Source organism: Actinoplanes sp. NPDC051851 (genome assembly GCF_040681165.1).
Classification (GTDB): domain Bacteria; phylum Actinomycetota; class Actinomycetes; order Mycobacteriales; family Micromonosporaceae; genus Actinoplanes.
Window position 1 is genome coordinate 139163 of record NZ_JBFAYF010000016.1, and the last position, 17557, is coordinate 156719.

A 17557-nucleotide genomic window follows, 5' to 3' on the forward strand; every position below is an offset into this window, starting at 1 on the left:
ATGTCGGCGGCCTGGCGCGGCTGGCCGCTTTTGTACGATCGTACAGTCAAGTCTTGAACGGTCGTACAAATGGATCTAGCGTGCCTGGCATGACGGTGGTGAACGGGCAGGACGTGGCGGAGATCGGTGCGGGGTACCACCCGGACCCGGGGCGGTCGAGTTCGCTTCGCGCCGAGGCGTACACGGAAGGGAAGTGGCTGGAAGCGGATCTGAAGGGGATCTTCGAGCGGACCTGGCAGTGGGTCTGTCACGTGGAGAGGCTGCGAGCGCCGGGCAGCTACGTCGCGGTGACCATCGCCGGGCGGCCGATCGCCCTGGTCCGCGACAGGAGCGGCGAACTGCGGGCGTTCTACAACGTCTGCAAGCACCGGGCCCATGAGCTATTGAGCGGGGCGGGGACGACCGGCACGATCGTCTGCCCCTACCACGCCTGGGTGTACGACCTGGACGGGAAGCTCCGCAATGCCCGGCACACCGGTGCGATGACCGACTTCGACAAGTCGGAGATCTGCCTCGACCGGGTGCTCGCCGAGGAGTTCGGCGGGTTCGTCTACGTCAACCTCGACCCGGGCGCGCGACCCCTCGCCGAGCAGGCGCCGGACCTGGCCGCCGAGATCGAGCGCTGGGCGCCGGACGTGGCGGATCTGACCTTCGCGAAGCGGCTCACCTACGACATCCGGTCGAACTGGAAGAACGTCGTCGACAACTTCCTGGAGTGCTACCACTGCCACATCGCGCACCGGGAGTTCGTCGCGCTCGTCGAGATGGACACCTATGAGGTCCGTACGCACGGCATCTGGTCCAGCCACTTCGCCGAGGCGGGGAAGGCCGAGCCGGGGAAGGAAGAGTACGCCGCGTACGACGTCACCGGCGCGTCGGTCACCCAGCACGCGGTCTGGTGGTTGTGGCCGAACACCTGCCTGCTGCGCTACCCGGGTCGCGGCAACGTCATGGTGCTGCAGATCCTCCCGGACGGGCCGGACCGGACGCGGGAGATCTGGGACTTCTACTTCGAGACCGATCGGCTGGAGGAGGCCGAGGTGGGGGCGGTCCGCTACATCGACGAGGTGTTGCAGCAGCAGGACATCGCGATCGTGGAGAGCGTCCAGCGGGGGATGGCGACGCCCGCTTTCGATCAGGGCCGCATCGTGTACGACCCGGACGGCTCCGGCCTCTCCGAGCACGGCGTCCACCACTTCCACGGGCTGGTGCTGGCGGCGTACGAGAGGCTGGCGGCCGGGTGACCGGGCGGAGCCGGACCCGCAACCGGGTCCGGCTCCGCTGTCTCGGTGGGGCGGTCTCGGTGGGACGGCTATGTCGCGGAGGCGAAGAGCTCGGAGTAGACGGCGAAGGCCATGGCGATGTCGGCCTGCGCCCAGAAGCGGTGGTAGGTGAAGGACGGGGCGGCGCCGCCGTTCAGGTACGCCTGGACCTTCGGGAAGTCCGGGTCGGACTCGTAGAAGGAGCGGATCGACAGGAAGGTGGAGCCGGAGTCGATCGGGTCGCCGTTGGGCATGGTGCCGGTCCAGCCGGACGGGATGTAGACCGGGTCGTCGAAGCGGGAGTAGTCGGTGCGGGTCTCGGCGACCGCGATGCCCCGGTCGGTGGTGTGCGTGGAGAGGGCGTCGAGGAGGTTCTTGGCCAGCGTCTGGGTGGCCGTGGAGCCGGACTTGGCGGCGTAGTAGAGCAGGGTCTTGACCAGGGCCGCGGTCACGCCGACGTCCTGGCCGTACTCGGTCACCGAAGCCCGCAGGCTCGCGTTGGCGCCGGGGCTGGACGGGTTCCACGTGTCGGGCTGGCCGGACCAGGAGAGCGTGGACGGGATGCTGAAGTCGCCGGTGGACGGGTCGGCGGTGATCTTCGTGGAGACCCAGGCGACCCACTTGTCGAGGACCGTCTTCACCGTGGCGTTCCCGGTCAGGTAGTAGTACTCGGCCCAGCGTTCCATCGCCCAGGCCTGCATGCCGAACCAGTTGTTGCTCGGCGGGTCGTGGTAGACGGGCTGCCAGTCGTACGCCATGCCGTAGAAGGTCGGGGTGCCCGCCGGGGGTGTGGCGTACGCGCCGTCCCAGCTGTTGGTGGCGCCGCCGGCGATCGCGCCGTCGGCCGACTGGAGCCAGCGGAGGAACTCGATCTGACGGGTGAGACTGGTCGACCAGTCGGTCTTGCCGGTGGCCGACTTCGGGGCGAACGAACTCTGGGTGGAGAGCGCCCAGGCGGCCACCGGGTTCTGGTATCCGTGGTGTGCCGCGCCGTCGCCGATCCGCCACGCCCAGCCGCCGCCCGGCTCGGCGCCGCCCCACGCGAAGTACCAGCCGAGCAGGTAGTGCGCGGAGTTCTTGCCGGAGCCGGCGGCGCATCCGGTCGGGCTGGTGCAGTTCCCGATCTGCTTGAAGTACTTGTCGAAGAACGCGTAGCGCAGGTAGTCGCCCATCTTCGCGGCCTTCGCCACGGAGGCGGAGATCGCGCTCGCGTTGCCCTGGTCGGTCGCCCATTTCAGCGCCCAGTACGCGGCCTGGACCGCCCGTGCGTCGGCGTCCGGCGCATTGGTGTACTTCCACTGCTGTGCGTAGCCGCTATCGCCGGTGAACAGGTCGAGATAGCCGTTCGGACCGCCGTACCGGAAAAGGTCTGTGCTCGGTTGTGGCACCGTCTCCCAGACGGACTCCTGGGAGCCGCGCTGGTAGGAGTTGATGTAGCAGGGGCCGGGGGCGCTCGGGCCGTTCTCGCCGCCGGTGCCGGCGGTGGTGCCGTATCCGTAGACGTTGTCCACGTCGAGCAGCCAGTGCATCGCGTACATGTCGGCGGTGCCGTAGGCGGACTTGAGTTCGGTGGCGATCGGGTCCTGGCCGACCGCCACGCTCTTGTCGAGCGCGCTCGGGTAGTCGGAGACGTCGGGGTGCTCGGGGGCGTAGGTGGCCGGGGCGGCGGGGTTGTACGACGCGTTGGTGGGCTGGTCGGCAGCGGTGGGGATGATGTACTTCTCGGCGGCGGCCCAGGCGGCGTTGAACGGGGCCCAGTCGCCGGTCACCCGGCCGTACGTCGCCTCGAGGTACATCCAGTAGCTGAACGCCTCCGACGTGGTCTCGTGACCGTGGTCGGGGGCCTCCACCATCAGCGTCTCGACCGAGTGGTACGGCACGCCTTGCGGGCTGAAGTAGCCGCTCGCGGCGGCCTTGATCTTGGCGTACTGGTCGAGGAACCTCTGCGAGTACTCGTCCGCGGCGAGCGCCGGTCTGACCGAGAACGCCTGAGCGGCGCCGGTCGCGGCGGCGGCGATGGTGCCACCGACCGCGAGGACGAATCCTCTTCGGGACAGGGGAGCCATGCAGTCCTCCTCGCGGCGGGCCGGCCGCGCGTGTCGCGCGGTCAGGGATGTCGGCACGCCGCTGTCGGGCCTCCGGGGGAGAGGCGCGGGGCGGTGTCCAAGCAGCCCAAAGGCGCCGAAACACCGCCGAAACAGTGACGTCGATCGTGACATGGGAGCGCTCCCAGTGCAAGACGGGGTGTTTGGGCGATCGGCTCCTTGGATAAAGAACGCGGCGTTCCATGGCGCTTGGCTATCATTGCCCGCTTTGGAGGGAAAGAGTCGCCTAGTGCGTTATGAGGAGGTCGTCGATGGCCGACTGGATCCTGGTTCCGTGCCTGGTCACGCTCCGGACCGAGTTCAACCGGCTGGCGCCGGACCGCGATCATGCCAGCGACGGCTCGATCGGGGACGCGGCGCACGCCTCGTCCAGTTCGGATCACAATCCGGACGAGACCGGTGCGACGCCGTACGAGGACGCCGACGCGAAGAACGAGGTCCACGCCATCGATGTGGACTCCGACCTGCGCAGGTCCGGCTGGACGATGAAGCGCGCCGTCGACGTGATCGTCGGCCGGCACCGCGCGGGCAAGGACGACCGGCTGCAGAACGTGATCTACAACCGGAAGATCGCGAGCCGGTCCTGGGGCTGGACGTGGCGTGACTACGACGGGTCCAGCCCGCACACCGAACACGCCCATTTCTCCGCCCGGTACACCACGGCGCAGGAGAGCGACACCAGCCCGTGGGGGCTGCTGGAGGAGGACGACGACATGGATCAGGCCACGTTCACCAAGTACCTGGAGAACGCGCTCAAGGACGGCGACGTCCGCAGGCTGATGACCCAGGCGACGCTGGGCACGGACGGCGTGATCGCCTCGCCGAGCACCGCGAACAGCAAGAACGCGGACGGCACCCCGAACGCCGAGTGGGCGGGCGGCTCCTTCCTCCAGAACATCTACAACATGCTGTACACGACCCGGGCGTACGCGGCCACCGCTGCCGGCAAGGACTTCGACGAGCAGGAGGTCATCGCCGGCATCCTGGCCGGACTGGACCCGAACCTGATCGCCGCGGCCATCCCGCAGGACAGCGCCGAGAGGGTCGCCCAGGCCCTCGCGGAGCGCCTGTCGGCATGACCCTAATGATCACGGCCGGCCCCGGTCCGGCCGTGATCATTGCGCATTACCCGGGCGCGCCGATAAATCATCGGCGCGAACGCGAATTCCTGTGATACGGTGACCGTCTCGCAGTTTTGATTCGCCAGAGACGTTACGGCGCCTGCTGGGTTCTCCGAGCCCAGCAGGCGTTTCTCTTTACATGCGGGTTCCGCGCATGGCGGTATTCCGCGCCCCGAAACCATTCGTGTCACGACTCGTTTCCGACGTGGTACAAACCTATTCCCGAAAGGTAAATTTGTGATCGCATCCATTGACCGGACTACGGTCTCCCTGCCCGTTCCCGCCACCGCCGTCGCGGTGGACCTGGGCAGCAGCACCACCGGAGTCTGGGCCTCCCACCACGGCGTGGTCAGCAGCTTCACCAGCGACGACGCCACCCGCGGCCACGCCGTCATCCACCGCGGCCGGGTGGCCGACGTGGACGGCTGCATCAGCATGCTGACGCAGCTCGTCGAGCGGTACCCGCAGCCGCTGCGCGCCCCCGACGTCGTGGTGGCCTGCCGCCCGGTGCTCTCCACCGACGCGGACCACGCCCTGATGCGCCGGGTCCTCGACGCCGCGTTCACGCCCCGCCAGGTGCTCTTCATCGACACCGTCCGGGCCGCCGCGATCGGTGCCGGCGCGACCGCGGGCAGCCTGCTGATCGCCGACGTCGGCGCCGAGGTGACCGAGACCGCCCTGCTCGAGGACGGCCGGCTCGTCGCGGCCCGCCGCACCGACATCGGCACCCGTGACCTCGACCGCGGCGCCACTTTCGGTACGCTCGCCCAGACCGTCGTCGAGCACCTCGGCGAACTCCGGGCGACCGCTCCCGAGGCCGGCTTGGCTGAGGCCACCGCACGAGGCCTGCTGCTGGTCGGCGACGGCGCGTCCCACCCGGGCCTGCCGGTGTCGATGGCCGGCACTCTGGGGATACGGGTGCACCGCGCGGTCACCCCACGCGAGACCGCCCTCACCGGCGCTGGCCTCGCCGCCGCGTCCGCGTTGCGCCATCCGGCGTAGAACTGACGCGGTCGCGTTGCGTCATCCGGCGCTGAACTGACGTGTCTACGCCGCGTCACCCCGTGCTGGACTGACGCCGTTGCACCGCTGAGCCCGACCCTGACCGTGACGGATCCGGTCCGGGGCCGGGCTCGCCGGTTGAAGCGGGCGGTGTCGTCGTCTCGGCATCGCCTCGCGGGATCTCGCGGGGTGTGGCCCGCACGTGGCGTCCGATAGCGTCCGACAAGGGGTGCGTTTCGTCCGGAGTGAGCGGCGTTCCGTTCCGCGTGTGAACTTGGGTCGCGCTCCATGCCCGTAATCCCCACGCTGTCGTGGTGCACGCTCGTGTGTGAAGTTCGGTGCCGTAGCGAACCCGAAATCGGCACGCTCACGGGTTGCCGGGTTCGTCGGCCGCCGTCCGGCTCGCGTTGGCCCGGGTCACGCGCCTTACGGCGATGCAGTTCGGCAGCCCAGGGGGCGGCGGGTACATGGACCGTGCGGGAGGGGCGCGAGGCGTCCACGGACTGTGCGGGAGAGGCGCGAGGCGTCCACGATCAGCCCGAAGGCCGTGGCGGCGGACACCCCGGCGATGGCGACGACGGCCACGGCTCCGGCGGCGATGGTGAGGGCCCGGGTGGATCTGCGCATCTCAAACTCCAGCACTGTCAGCCGGTGCTCTGTCGCTGGGAGGGAGGCGTACGCCCGAAAGAGCTTGGCGGTCTTGATGTGGGGGCGGTGAAGGGGGAGGGGTGGTTCCTGCATCGGCATCTGCATCTGCATTGGCACCGGCATGACGTGGTCGTGCCTGCCGTGCGGAATGACAAAAGGGCGGCCTTGCATTTAGTGAAAACCGGTTCGGTGCACTCTTGCTGTCCGGCTGGTGCGGCATATGGCAAAAATCCGCGGGACTCGCGGCGAATATGCATTGATCAAGTGCGCCCGATAGGGCAGCTCCAGTGCCGATCTACGGCTAAACGTGATCTGCGCCACACCGCATGCGGCGTGTGATCAAATCTTCACCATGTTAGTCGAAGTTATCCAGAAAGATGTTCCGAGCTGTTGCAGACGTCAGAACAGGCGGTCCATGATGGAGCGGATCGACGATGCGGAGATCCGGTGATGTGGGCCGGTCCGGCCACGGATAACGCTTTGGATGTCAATCCGCTAGCACGCTGTGCTCATTTCCATTCCCGTCATTGCCGATCCATACCGGCGCAAAGGAGGACACGTGAACTTCTTCGGCCTGGACGACGTGGCACCTCCGTTGCCGCCGCATGTGCCGCCCAGTTGTGATGACAAGCGCGACGGCGTGCGGAAATCGGAGGGCAGCGAAATAATTCCCGCGCTCGGTGTCCTCCTGCGGCGATGGCGGCGATGGCAGCGATGGCGAAGACCCGGTCACCGAGGCTCCGGGCATCCCTAGTCAATCCGACATTTTCCGCTATGACTTCTGCCGCCCTGTTCGCCATAGCGGTCGACGAATCCCCATCGTGGAGAAGATATGCTTGTCATCTCGCACGGCGAAGTGATGTCCGTGCTGGCCGATCGTGACACTGACATAGTTGACACCGTGGCCGAGGCTTATCGATCACATTTCAGCGGTGCTTCCGCGCTTCCGTACTCCGTTTTCCTCCGCTTTCCGGGGAACGACAGAAACCGTATCATCGGGCTGCCCGGCTTCCTGGACGGCAAGTCGGAGACGGCCGGCATCAAGTGGATAGCGTCCTTTCCGGGGAACGTCGAGCGGGGCATCCCGAGAGCCAGTGCGCTGATCGTTCTCAACGACACCGAGACCGGCCGGCCGACCGCCGTCATCGAGGGGTCCGCCATCTCGGCCCGCCGCACCGGCGCCGGCGCCGCGCTGGCCGCACGCCTGCTGCCGCGGGCGGAGACCCCGGACACCTCGGTCGCCCTCATCGGGTGCGGCGTTATCAACGTCGAGGTCCTGCGGTTTCTGCGCCGCACGGTTCCGGGGCTCGCCGTGGTCACCCTGTTCGACACCGATCGGGGCAGGGCGGAGGAATGCGGCCGGCGGGTCGGGCGGGCATGGCCGGATCTTCGCGTTCAGGTGGCGGCGGACATTCGTGCCGCGATGGCGGGCGAGTCGCTGTTGTCGATCGCGACCACCGCGGTGGAGCCGCATCTGGATCTGCGGGACGTCGAGCCGGGCGCTCTCGTTCTGCACGTGTCTCTCCGCGACCTCACCGCCGACGCCATTCTGCGCGCGGACAACGTGGTCGACGACGTGGGCCACGTCTGCCGGGAGCAGACCTCCGTGCACCGCGCGCAGCAGCGGGTGGGGCACACCAACTTCATCCGTGACACGATCGGCGGCCTGCTGGAACGGCCCGATCCGGTGCCCCGGCTGGCGGACCGCGTCACGGTCTTCTCCCCGTTCGGCCTGGGTGTGCTGGATCTCGCCGTGGCCCGTTTCGTGCACGCCCGGGCCGTCGAGAACGGCCTCGGGCTGGCCGTCGACGGGTTCCTGCCGTGACGGTCACGCGCTGGAGGAGGTCATCAGGCGGACGCCGAACCCGATCAGCGCCACACCGGTCAGGCCCTCGATCGAGCGGCGCACGGCGGGTCGCTGCACCAGGGCGCTCAGTCGGTCCAGGACCAGAACCACGCAGAACAACCACATCAATGCCAGCAGCGCGTGCGTGAAGGCCAGCAGGCCCACCTGAAAGGCCACGGCTTTGTGCGTGTCGACGAATTGGGGAAGCAACGAGAAGTAGAAGGCCAGAACCTTCGGGTTGCTGATGTTGGACAGGAATCCCTGGCGAAACGCCTTCAGCAGGATCGTGCGTAATGGTGTGGAGGCGTCGCCGCCGTTCCGCACCTCTTCCGGACCGGCGTTACCGGAGCGCCGCCGGATCGCGGAAACAAGGGCCTGGATGCCGAGATATCCGAGATATGCGGCACCGACGTATTTGATGACGTTGAAGATGATCTCCGAACGGACCACCAATGCGGCAACTCCGGCCGCGGCGGCAATTCCTTGAACGATGAGGCTGGTCACCACGCCGAGGCTCGTCGCCAGTCCCGGTAACCGTCCGCGGCGCCCGTGGATCAGGCAATTCTTCGTCACCACCGCGAAGTCCGGCCCCGGTGCGAGAACCACCAGCACGGCAAACCCCAGATATGCCAGATAGTTGTTCGGCATCCTTCCCCTCCGGTCTGCAACGGGACGGCCGACGTCATTCGAGCACTGTCCGGTAAGCCTACCGGAACCGTAACCCGAACCCAATGATTCCGTCTCAAATGATCACGAAAAGGGGCGATCGTGTCACTCGACACCTACCTGCGAACCAACCGCGACTATTTTGTCAGACAACTGGAAGAGTTCATTCGCATCCCCGCCGTGGCCGCCGAGGGTGGCCCCGACCTGCGCCGGATGGCCGAGGCCGCGGCGGCCAAGTGCGAAGAGGCCGGGATGGCGGTGAGTATCGAGGAAACGTCCGGAAATCCCGTCGTGTTCGCCACCGCGGGGCCGGACGGCGCGCCGTTCACCCTGCTCATGTACGGGCACTACGACGTGTTTCCAGCGAAGGACCAGCCGGGATGGGACACCGATCCGTTCGAGCCCGTGCGCCGCGGCGATCGTATCTTCGCGCGGGGTTCCGGGGACAACAAGGCGCAGTTCCTCGCCCATCTCAACGCCATTCAGTGGTGGCAGCGCGAGGGCGGCGGACTGCCGATCAGGGTCAAGATGATCCTGGAGGGCGAGGAGGAGGTCGGCAGCCCTCACCTGCCCGAGTTCATCGAGCGCCGGCGCGACGACCTCGGCGCGGACCTCTGCGTCTACTCCGACGGCCCCATGCTCGCCGGCGACCGGCCCGCACTGCTGTTCGGCGTGCGCGGGGCGCTCTGCATGGAGTTCCACGCCACCGGCCCGCGGCAGCCGCTGCACTCGGGCAACTTCGGCGGGGTGGTGGAGAACCCGATCCTCCAGCTGTGCCGGGTGTTCACCGCGATGTTCGGCCCGGACGGGCATCTCGCCGTTCCCGGCACGGAGAAGGGTCTCCCGCCGGTCACCCCGGCGGAACGCGCCGCACTGTCCCGGCTCACCTTCGACGAGGAGGGCTTCCGCGGCCAGACCGGCATGGAACCGCTGTCGGCCCGTCACCAGGAGCCGTACTACGAGCGCCTGCTCTACAAGCCGAGCTTCAACATCTCCGGTATCGGCGGCGGCCACGTCGGCGCCGGGGTGAAGACGCTCATCCCCACCACCGCGATCGGCAAGGTCGACATGCGCCTGGTGGGCAACCAGGATCCCGACGAGGTGTTCGCGGCGATCCGGGACTTCGTGGCGGACAACGGTTTCGACGGCGTGAGCGTCACGAAACTCTTCTCCCAGCCGCCGTCCCGTACGCCCATCGACCTGCCGCTCGCCGATGTCGTCAGCGACGCCGTCGGCTACGGCTTCGGCAAGCGCCCGCTGCGCGTACCCAGCCTCGCCGGCACCACGCCGGACTACGTCTTCACCAAACTGCTCGGCGTCCCCAGCATCATGCTGCCGTTCGCGCCGACCGACGAGAACCACCACGCACCGAACGAGTCCACGAAGGTCTCCCTCTTCCTCGCCGGCACCCGCGCGTCCGCGCGGATCATCGGCGACCTCTCGGAAAGGACCCCGCTGTGACGACCACCGACAAGGACATCGCCGACCTCGAACCGCAGGAGATGGACCGCGCGTACCTGGAGTACCGCAAGGCCTGCTACGACATCGTCTACCGGACCGCACTCGACCACGGCATCCTCGACCACCTGGATAAGGAGACCAGCCTCGACGAGTTCGCCGAGCGCGCCGGCGTCGTACCCGACAAGGTGTGGGTCGCGGGCCTGTTGCTCGACGCGCTCACCAAGTACGGCGCCCTGACCCGCACCTCCGGGTCGCCCGCCCGGTACACGGTCGTCCCTGACGGGCCCGCCGACCGTGACCTGGACGAGCAGCTGATCTTCACGGCCACCGGCAAGAGGACGTTCGAGGAGCTGCAGCACAGCGAGAACTACTCGGGCATCCTCAATGCGCTCACCACAGAGGCGAACCCCGTCTCGGCGAGCTTCGACGCCGCGAACCTGGCGCTGTGGGAGGAGGTCCTGCAGGCCCCGTTCTACCGCTACTCGCGGGTCCGGGCCGTCCGCGAGGTGGTCGGCGCCGGAAGCAGACTGCTCGACCTCGCCTGCGGTCCCGGCTTCGGGCTGCGTGAGCTCGCGGAGTCGGCGCCGGACGGGGAGCGGGCGCAGGTCCTGGGCGTGGAGATCAGTCGCGACTTCGTCACCTCGGCGATCGAGCGCAACGCCGAGGACGACCGGATCCGCGTCGTGCAGGGCAACCTCGAGAAGCCCCTCGACTTCCTGCGCAGCGACCACTTCGACGGCGCCATGATCGTCGGGGCGTACCACTTCCTCCAGCACCCGCAGGAGTTGTGGCGCACCGCGGCGCGCGTGCTCCGCCCCGGCGGCACCTTCTGCGTGGCGTACGCGCTCTCCAAGGTCGGCAGCTACGACCAGGAGATCATGGAGTTGCGCTTCGCCCTGCGCAAGCCGGTCTCCTACCTGCCCACCCGGCAGGAGGTCCTCGACCAGGCCGAGGCCAACGGGATGCGTCTGAGCCACGAGTTCAAGCTCGGGTGCTGGTGCTGGTATGCGTTCGTCAAGGACTGAGTCAAGGACTGAGCAGCACGGCGCGTACGTCCACGGCGGCGATGACCCGATCCTGGTGATCCTCTCGCCGCCGCGGGCGGCGTCGACGGCGCTCGCCCGAGCGTTCTGGCAGCACCCTCGCTTCCGGTGGTATCTGCACGAACCGTTCGACCGCGCCTACCACCGGCAGGACGGCGACGTGGCGCCGATCGACTGGTCCGCGGGGCGGATCGACCTCGGCGAGCTGACCGGCACGGCGCGCGGGCCCGGCCTCGTCGTCAAGGAGATGACGTTCCAGGTCGGCGACCGCCTCGACGAGCTGGTGTCCCGCGCCACCCTGCCGGTCGTCGTGACGCTGCGCGAACCGCGCCTGAGCATCGCCTCCCGCATCCGCCGCCGCGTACTGGACGGTGAACCCGGGTGCTTCCCGGCCGCCGAGACCGGATGGCCGGACCTGCTGGCCGCGCTGCGGCACATGACCGACGCGAAGATCCCGTACGTCGTCGTCGACGTCGCGCGCCTGCGGTCCTGTCCCGCGGCGACGGTCGAGGCCCTGTGCGGGCACCTCGGACTCCGGTACGAGCCGACCATGCTGACCTGGCCGGACGCGTCACACCTGCGGCTGGGGCAGCTCGGCGACGAACAGCGCCGCTGGTACGCGGCGGCGCTCGGCAGCAGGGGATTCGTGGCTTCCGACGAGACGCCGCCCCCGGACGACTGGTTCCCGGTGGAGCTGCGCGAGGTCGTCCGCAACTGCTCCGACGCGTACCGGGAAATCCTGTCGACCATGGATGTCGTGGGGAACGGTGATGACTGAATTCACGGGAAAGATCCGCCCGGCCGCGGCCGACGACGTACCGATGATCACGCGGATCTACAACCAGGCGGTCGAGGAACACATCGCCACGTGTGATCTGTCGGATGTCCCCGAGGATCAGCGCCATGCCTGGCTGGCCCGGCACACGGATCCCTACGGGGTCTGGGTTGCTGAGGACGGGCACGGCATTCAGGGCTGGGTGTGCATCTCACCGTACGACGCCAAGCCGTGCTTCAGCCGGACGGCCACCTTCGCGACGTACGTCCACCGCGACGCCCGCGGCAGCGGGGTCGGTACCCAGCTGCGCACGCTGATGATCGAGGTGGCCCGGGAACGGGGTTTCCACAGCCTGATCAACCGGGTCTGGGCGAACAACGAGGCGAGCATCCGCCTGGCGCGGAAGTTCGGCTTCGAGCAGGTCGGCCACATGCGCGACCTGGTGTTCATGGAGGGCGAATACATCGACTGCCTGTTCTTCCAGCTGATGCTCACCGACAGCACCGACGACAGACGAAGGTGACTCATGAATGACCGGGAGCCTGTCGAGCACTCGCTGACCATCGGTGGCACCCCCCTGCACGAACTGTTCGTGAGGGTGGGGCGCCACCACCGCCGGGTCCTGCTCAAACGAGAGGAGTACAACCCCTTCGGATCGATCAAGGACAGAACCGCGTACAGCCTGCTGCACGTTCTCGAGGCGGCCCGTCCGGGGGAGCAGCTCACCATCGTGGAATCCACCTCCGGCAATCTCGGCGCGGCCATGGCGGCACTGTGTCACCTTCAGGGCCACGAGTTCATCGCCGTCGTCGATCCCAAGGTCTCGCCCGGCAATCTCGCCCTGATGCGCCGGTTCGGCGCCGCCATCGAGACGATCGACACCGCCGACGAGTACGGCAACTACCTCATGTCACGGATCCGCCGGGTCCGCGAGATCTGTGCGGAGAACCCGGACGCCGTGTGGTCGAACCAGTACGCCAACGCGGCCAACCCCCAGGTGCACTACCGGGAGACCGCACCGGAGATCCTGAAGGACGCCGACGACGCCATCGGCGCGGTCTTCGTCGCAGTCTCCACCGGCGGCACCCTGCGCGGGCTGTCCGACCGGTTCCGCGAGGAGAGCCCCGGCACCACGGTCGTGGCGGTGGACGTCGAAGGCTCGATCGCGCTCGGTGGGGCGCCGAACCTGCGCCGGCTCAACGGCATCGGCGCCAACCGGCCGTCACAGTTCCTCGACGACGCCCATTACGACGAGAAGATCCTGGTCCGGGACACGGCGGCGATCGCGACCTGTCGTTCGCTCCGGGACCAGACCGGCATCTTCCTCGGCGGTTCGGGCGGTGCCGCGCTGGCCGCCTGCCTGCGGCACCTGATGGCGCACCCCGAGACGGGACTGGCGGTCTGCGTCTGTCCCGACGGGGGCGGGGAGTACAGCGAGACGTTGTACAGCGACAGCTGGATCGCCGAGCAGGACATCCGGCTCGACGACGACTACCGCTGGATGGACGTCAACGAGATCCGATTCACGTCGCCAGTGTCCCAATGAGGAGGGTGGATGTCCCGCCTGTTCACGTCCGAGTCGGTGACCGAGGGTCACCCGGACAAGATCGCTGACCAGATCAGCGACGGCATTCTCGACGCCCTGCTCGCGCGGGACCCCCGCAGCCGGGTCGCGGTGGAAACGCTGATCATGACCGGTCAGGTGCACGTGGCCGGCGAGGTCACCACGCAGGCCTGGGCCGACATACCCGGCATCGTGCGCGACACCATCCTGCGCATCGGCTACGACTCGTCGACGAAGGGCTTCGACGGCGCCTCCTGCGGCGTCAGCGTGTCGATCGGTTCCCAGTCGCCGGACATCGCCCGGGGCGTGGACAGCGCGATGGAGCATCGCGCCGACGGCTCCGAGCACGTCCTCGACGCCCAGGGCGCCGGGGACCAGGGCATGATGTTCGGCTTCGCCTGCTCGGAGACGCCCGAGCTGATGCCGCTGCCGATCGCCCTGGCCCACCGGCTCGCCCGGCGGCTTGCCACGGTCCGCAGGGAGCTCGCCATCCCGTACCTGCGCCCGGACGGCAAGACCCAGGTGACCGTCGAGTACGACGGCCGGCGGCCGATCCGCCTGGACACGGTCGTGGTGTCGACGCAGCACGCCGCTGACGTGTCCCTGGAGACCATGCTCGCGCCCGACGTACGGAAATTCGTGCTGGACCCGGAGCTGGAGCGGCTCGACATCGCCCACGACGGCTGCCGCCTGCTGGTCAACCCCACCGGCCGCTTCGAGATCGGCGGTCCGATGGGCGATGCCGGCCTCACCGGCCGGAAGATCATCGTCGACACGTACGGCGGGTACGCCCGGCACGGCGGCGGCGCGTTCTCGGGCAAGGATCCGTCGAAGGTGGACCGCTCCGCGGCGTACGCGATGCGGTGGGTGTCCAAGAACGTCGTCGCCGCCGGCCTCGCCGAACGCTGTGAGACGCAGGTGGCCTACGCCATCGGCAAGGCGCACCCGGTGAGCCTGTTCGTCGAGACCTTCGGCACCGAGAACGTCCCGGTGGACCGCATCGAGAAGGCCATCGGCGAGGCGTTCGACCTGCGCCCGGCCGCCATCGTCCGGGACCTGGACCTGTTGCGCCCCATCTACCAGCGGACGGCGGCGTACGGGCACTTCGGCCGGGAGCTGCCCGAACTCACCTGGGAGCGCACCGACCGTGCGGCCGACCTGCGACTGCTGGCAAACGCCTGAATTCGAGGAGTTCCCCATGTCTGAGATTTCCGTCCGGCACCAGTCCCGCCCTCTCGCCGAGGGCGACTTCAGGGTGGCGGACCTGTCCTCGGCGGCGTTCGGCCGCAAGGAGATCGAGCTGGCCCAGCACGAGATGCCGGGTCTGATGTCGCTGCGTGCCGAGTACGGCCCTAGTCGGCCGCTGCAAGGCGCACGTATCACCGGGTCGCTGCACATGACCGTACAGACCGCGGTGCTGATCGAGACGCTGACCGCGCTGGGCGCGCGGGTGCGCTGGGCCTCCTGCAACATCTTCTCCACGCAGGACCACGCGGCCGCCGCCGTCGTCGTGGGCCTCGACGGCACCCCCGAGGACCCGCGCGGCGTGCCGGTGTACGCGTGGAAGGGCGAGTCCCTGGAGGAGTACTGGTGGTGCACGCAGCAGGCGCTGCTGTGGCCCGACGGCCAGGGCCCGAACATGGTCCTCGACGACGGCGGTGACGCCACCCTGCTCGTCCACCGGGGTGCCGAGTTCGAGAAGGCCGGAGCGGTGCCGCCGGTCGAGTCGGCCGGCACCCGGGAGTACGCGGTGATCCTCGAACTGCTGCACCGCAGCCTCGACGAGGACGGCCGGCGATGGACACGCGTGGCCGCGGGCATCAGAGGCGTCACCGAGGAGACGACCACCGGAGTGCACCGGCTGTACGAGATGCACCGGAACGGCGCGCTGCTGTTCCCGGCGATCAACGTGAACGACGCGGTGACGAAGTCGAAGTTCGACAACAGGTACGGATGCCGGCACTCCCTGATCGACGGCATCAACCGGGCCACCGACGTGCTGATCGGCGGCAAGGTGGCCGTCGTCTGCGGCTACGGCGACGTGGGCAAGGGATGCGCCGAGTCACTGCGCGGGCAGGGCGCCCGGGTGATCGTGGCCGAGGTCGATCCGATCTGCGCGCTGCAGGCCGCGATGGACGGATACCAGGTCACCACGATCGACGACGTCGTCGGGTACGCCGACATCTTCGTGACCGCGACCGGCTGCCTCGACGTGATCACCCACGAGCACATGGCACGGATGAAGCACCAGGCCATCGTGGGCAACATCGGTCACTTCGACAACGAGATCGACATGGCGGGCCTGGCGGCTCGCGGCGACGTCACCAGAATCGGCATCAAACCGCAGGTCGACGAATGGCGCTTCGCCGACGGCCACGCGATCATCGTGCTCTCCGAGGGCCGTCTGCTCAACCTCGGCAACGCCACCGGCCACCCGTCGTTCGTGATGAGCAACAGCTTCACCAACCAGACGATCGCCCAGATCGAGCTCTTCACCAAGACCGGAGAGTACCCGGTCGGCGTGCACGTCCTGCCCAAACACCTGGACGAGAAGGTGGCCCGGCTGCACCTGGACGCGCTCGGCGTCACGCTGACCACGCTCACCAAGGAGCAGGCCGCGTACCTCGGCGTGGCCGTCGAGGGCCCGTACAAGTCCGACCTCTACCGTTACTGAGGAGGCGTCCGACCATGAGCAGTCCCGTCATCGTGACCGGCTCCATCGCCACCGACCACCTCATGACGTTCGCGGGGAGCTTCGCCGACAGCCTGCTCGCCGACAAACTCGCCGCGGTCTCGCTGTCGTTCCTCGTCGAGGACCTGCAGGTCCGCCGCGGCGGTGTGGCGGCGAACATCTGCTACGGAATCGCGCGGCTGGGTGGGCGCCCGGTTCTGGTGGGAGCCGTCGGGCCGGACTTCACCACGGGATACCGCCCGTCGCTGGAGCGGCACGGCGTCGACTGCAGCCAGGTGTGGGTCAGCGAGACCGCGCAGACCGCCCGCTTCATCTGCACCACCGACGAGAAGCTCTGCCAGATCGCCTCCTTCTACCCCGGGGCGATGACCGAGGCCGGGCGGATCGATCTTGAACAGGTGGTCGCCGCGGTCGGTGACCCCGGCCTGGTCGTCATCGCACCGGACACCCCGGAGGCGATGCTGCGGCACGCGGACGCCTGCCGGCGCCGCGGATGGACCTTCGGCGCGGATCCGTCGCAACAGTTGGCCCGGATGACCGGATCTCAGGTACGGGCGTTCGTGGCCGGCGCCGCCTACCTCTTCAGCAATGAGTACGAGCATCAACTGCTGCTGTCCAAGACCGGCTGGACTTCCGCCGAGTTGCAACAGCAGGTGGGGGTCATCGTCACGACACTCGGCCCGGCGGGTGTCCGCGTCGTGCAGGACGGCGAGGCGGTTCACGTTCCGGCCGTACCCGTCGCGCACGTGGCGGACCCCACAGGCAGCGGTGACGCGTTCCGCGCGGGCTTCGTCAGCGCGACCGCCGCCGGTGCGAGTGCCACCCGTGCCGCCGAACGGGGGAGCGCGGTCGCGGCACTGGCCCTGGCGGCGCCGGGGTCCCAGGAGTACGACCCGTCCGCGTTCCGGGTCGCCACGGCGACGCGCATCTGAAGGGGGAAGCCGATGAATCCGGCCGGCCGGGTGGCGGATCTCGAGGCGATGCTGCGGCAGCGCGTCGCCGTGCTCGACGGCGCCTGGGGCACGATGCTGCAGGGCGCCGACCTCACGCCACAGGATTACCGGGGTGATCTGATTCCGCCGGGTCATCCGAAGGACGTCACCGGCGACCCGGACCTGCTGATCCTGACCCGGCCCGACGTGATCCTCGACGTCCACCGGCAGTACCTGGCGGCCGGTGCCGACATCACCACCACCAACACCTTCACCGCGACCAGCATCGCGCAGGCCGACTACGGCCTGGAGCACCTGGTCCGGGACATGAACGTGCAGGGTGTCCGGCTGGCCCGGCAGGCCGCCGACGAGGCCACCGAGCGGGACGGCCGTCCCCGGTTCGTGGCCGGCTCGATCGGCCCGCTGAACGTCACCCTCTC

General features: G+C 68.4%; 14 protein-coding genes and 1 pseudogene. 13 read left to right on the plus strand and 2 right to left on the minus strand.

What is annotated here, in order from left to right:
• Positions 1-89: 89 nt before the first annotated feature.
• Positions 90-1244: a ring-hydroxylating oxygenase subunit alpha gene (locus tag AB0M08_RS18095; RefSeq protein ID WP_364494059.1), complete on the plus strand. Its 1155-nt coding sequence runs from the start codon at positions 90-92 to the stop codon at positions 1242-1244.
• 68 nt (positions 1245-1312) lie between these two features.
• Here the strand turns inward: AB0M08_RS18095 and AB0M08_RS18100 are convergent.
• Positions 1313-3205: pseudogene (locus tag AB0M08_RS18100) on the minus strand (glycoside hydrolase family 48 protein); the annotation flags it as partial.
• A 413-nt stretch (positions 3206-3618) separates the two neighbouring features.
• Here AB0M08_RS18100 and AB0M08_RS18105 point away from each other — a divergent pair.
• The 3 genes from AB0M08_RS18105 (at position 3619) to sbnB (ending at position 7963) form a co-directional block, all read left to right on the plus strand.
• Positions 3619-4446, plus strand: a complete 828-nt coding sequence (locus AB0M08_RS18105) for a hypothetical protein (RefSeq protein WP_364494060.1) — start codon at positions 3619-3621, stop codon at positions 4444-4446.
• Positions 4447-4725: 279 nt separating this feature from the next.
• Complete coding sequence (locus AB0M08_RS18110; RefSeq protein WP_364494062.1) at positions 4726-5490, plus strand: rod shape-determining protein; 765 nt, start codon at positions 4726-4728, stop codon at positions 5488-5490.
• Positions 5491-6970: 1480 nt separating this feature from the next.
• Complete coding sequence (gene sbnB / locus AB0M08_RS18115; protein WP_364494064.1) at positions 6971-7963, plus strand: 2,3-diaminopropionate biosynthesis protein SbnB; 993 nt, start codon at positions 6971-6973, stop codon at positions 7961-7963.
• 3 nt (positions 7964-7966) lie between these two features.
• Here sbnB and AB0M08_RS18120 read toward each other — a convergent pair whose 3' ends face one another.
• Positions 7967-8632 (minus strand): LysE family translocator, encoded by a 666-nt coding sequence (locus AB0M08_RS18120; RefSeq protein WP_364494066.1) that lies wholly within the window; start codon positions 8630-8632, stop codon positions 7967-7969.
• Between the two features lie 120 nt (positions 8633-8752).
• Here AB0M08_RS18120 and AB0M08_RS18125 point away from each other — a divergent pair, with 120 nt between their 5' ends.
• The 9 genes from AB0M08_RS18125 to AB0M08_RS18165 form a co-directional block, all read left to right on the plus strand.
• Positions 8753-10111 (plus strand): M20/M25/M40 family metallo-hydrolase, encoded by a 1359-nt coding sequence (locus AB0M08_RS18125; RefSeq protein WP_364494068.1) that lies wholly within the window; start codon positions 8753-8755, stop codon positions 10109-10111.
• On the plus strand, positions 10108-11136 hold the full coding sequence (locus AB0M08_RS18130; RefSeq protein ID WP_364494070.1) for a class I SAM-dependent methyltransferase: 1029 nt from the start codon (positions 10108-10110) through the stop codon (positions 11134-11136). The genes AB0M08_RS18125 and AB0M08_RS18130 overlap by 4 nt, the downstream gene beginning before the upstream one ends.
• On the plus strand, positions 11117-11932 hold the full coding sequence (locus tag AB0M08_RS18135; protein ID WP_364494072.1) for a hypothetical protein: 816 nt from the start codon (positions 11117-11119) through the stop codon (positions 11930-11932). Before AB0M08_RS18130 ends, AB0M08_RS18135 begins: the two co-directional genes overlap by 20 nt.
• Entirely contained in the window at positions 11925-12452 is a 528-nt protein-coding gene (locus AB0M08_RS18140; RefSeq protein ID WP_364494074.1) for an N-acetyltransferase family protein, read from the plus strand. Before AB0M08_RS18135 ends, AB0M08_RS18140 begins: the two co-directional genes overlap by 8 nt.
• A gap of 3 nt (positions 12453-12455) precedes the next feature.
• On the plus strand, positions 12456-13475 hold the full coding sequence (locus AB0M08_RS18145; RefSeq protein WP_364494076.1) for a pyridoxal-phosphate dependent enzyme: 1020 nt from the start codon (positions 12456-12458) through the stop codon (positions 13473-13475).
• A gap of 9 nt (positions 13476-13484) precedes the next feature.
• Entirely contained in the window at positions 13485-14675 is a 1191-nt protein-coding gene (gene metK, locus AB0M08_RS18150) for a methionine adenosyltransferase (RefSeq protein ID WP_364494078.1), read from the plus strand.
• Between the two features lie 16 nt (positions 14676-14691).
• Positions 14692-16167 carry an adenosylhomocysteinase gene (ahcY, locus tag AB0M08_RS18155; protein ID WP_364494080.1) on the plus strand — a complete coding sequence of 492 codons (1476 nt, stop codon included), beginning with the start codon at positions 14692-14694 and terminating at the stop codon, positions 16165-16167.
• A gap of 14 nt (positions 16168-16181) precedes the next feature.
• A complete protein-coding gene (locus tag AB0M08_RS18160) occupies positions 16182-17117 on the plus strand; it encodes a carbohydrate kinase family protein (protein WP_364494082.1) in 936 nt (311 codons plus the stop codon).
• Positions 17118-17168: 51 nt separating this feature from the next.
• Positions 17169-17557, plus strand: a 389-nt coding sequence (locus tag AB0M08_RS18165; protein WP_364494093.1) for a homocysteine S-methyltransferase family protein, incomplete at its 3' end; no start/stop codon positions are given.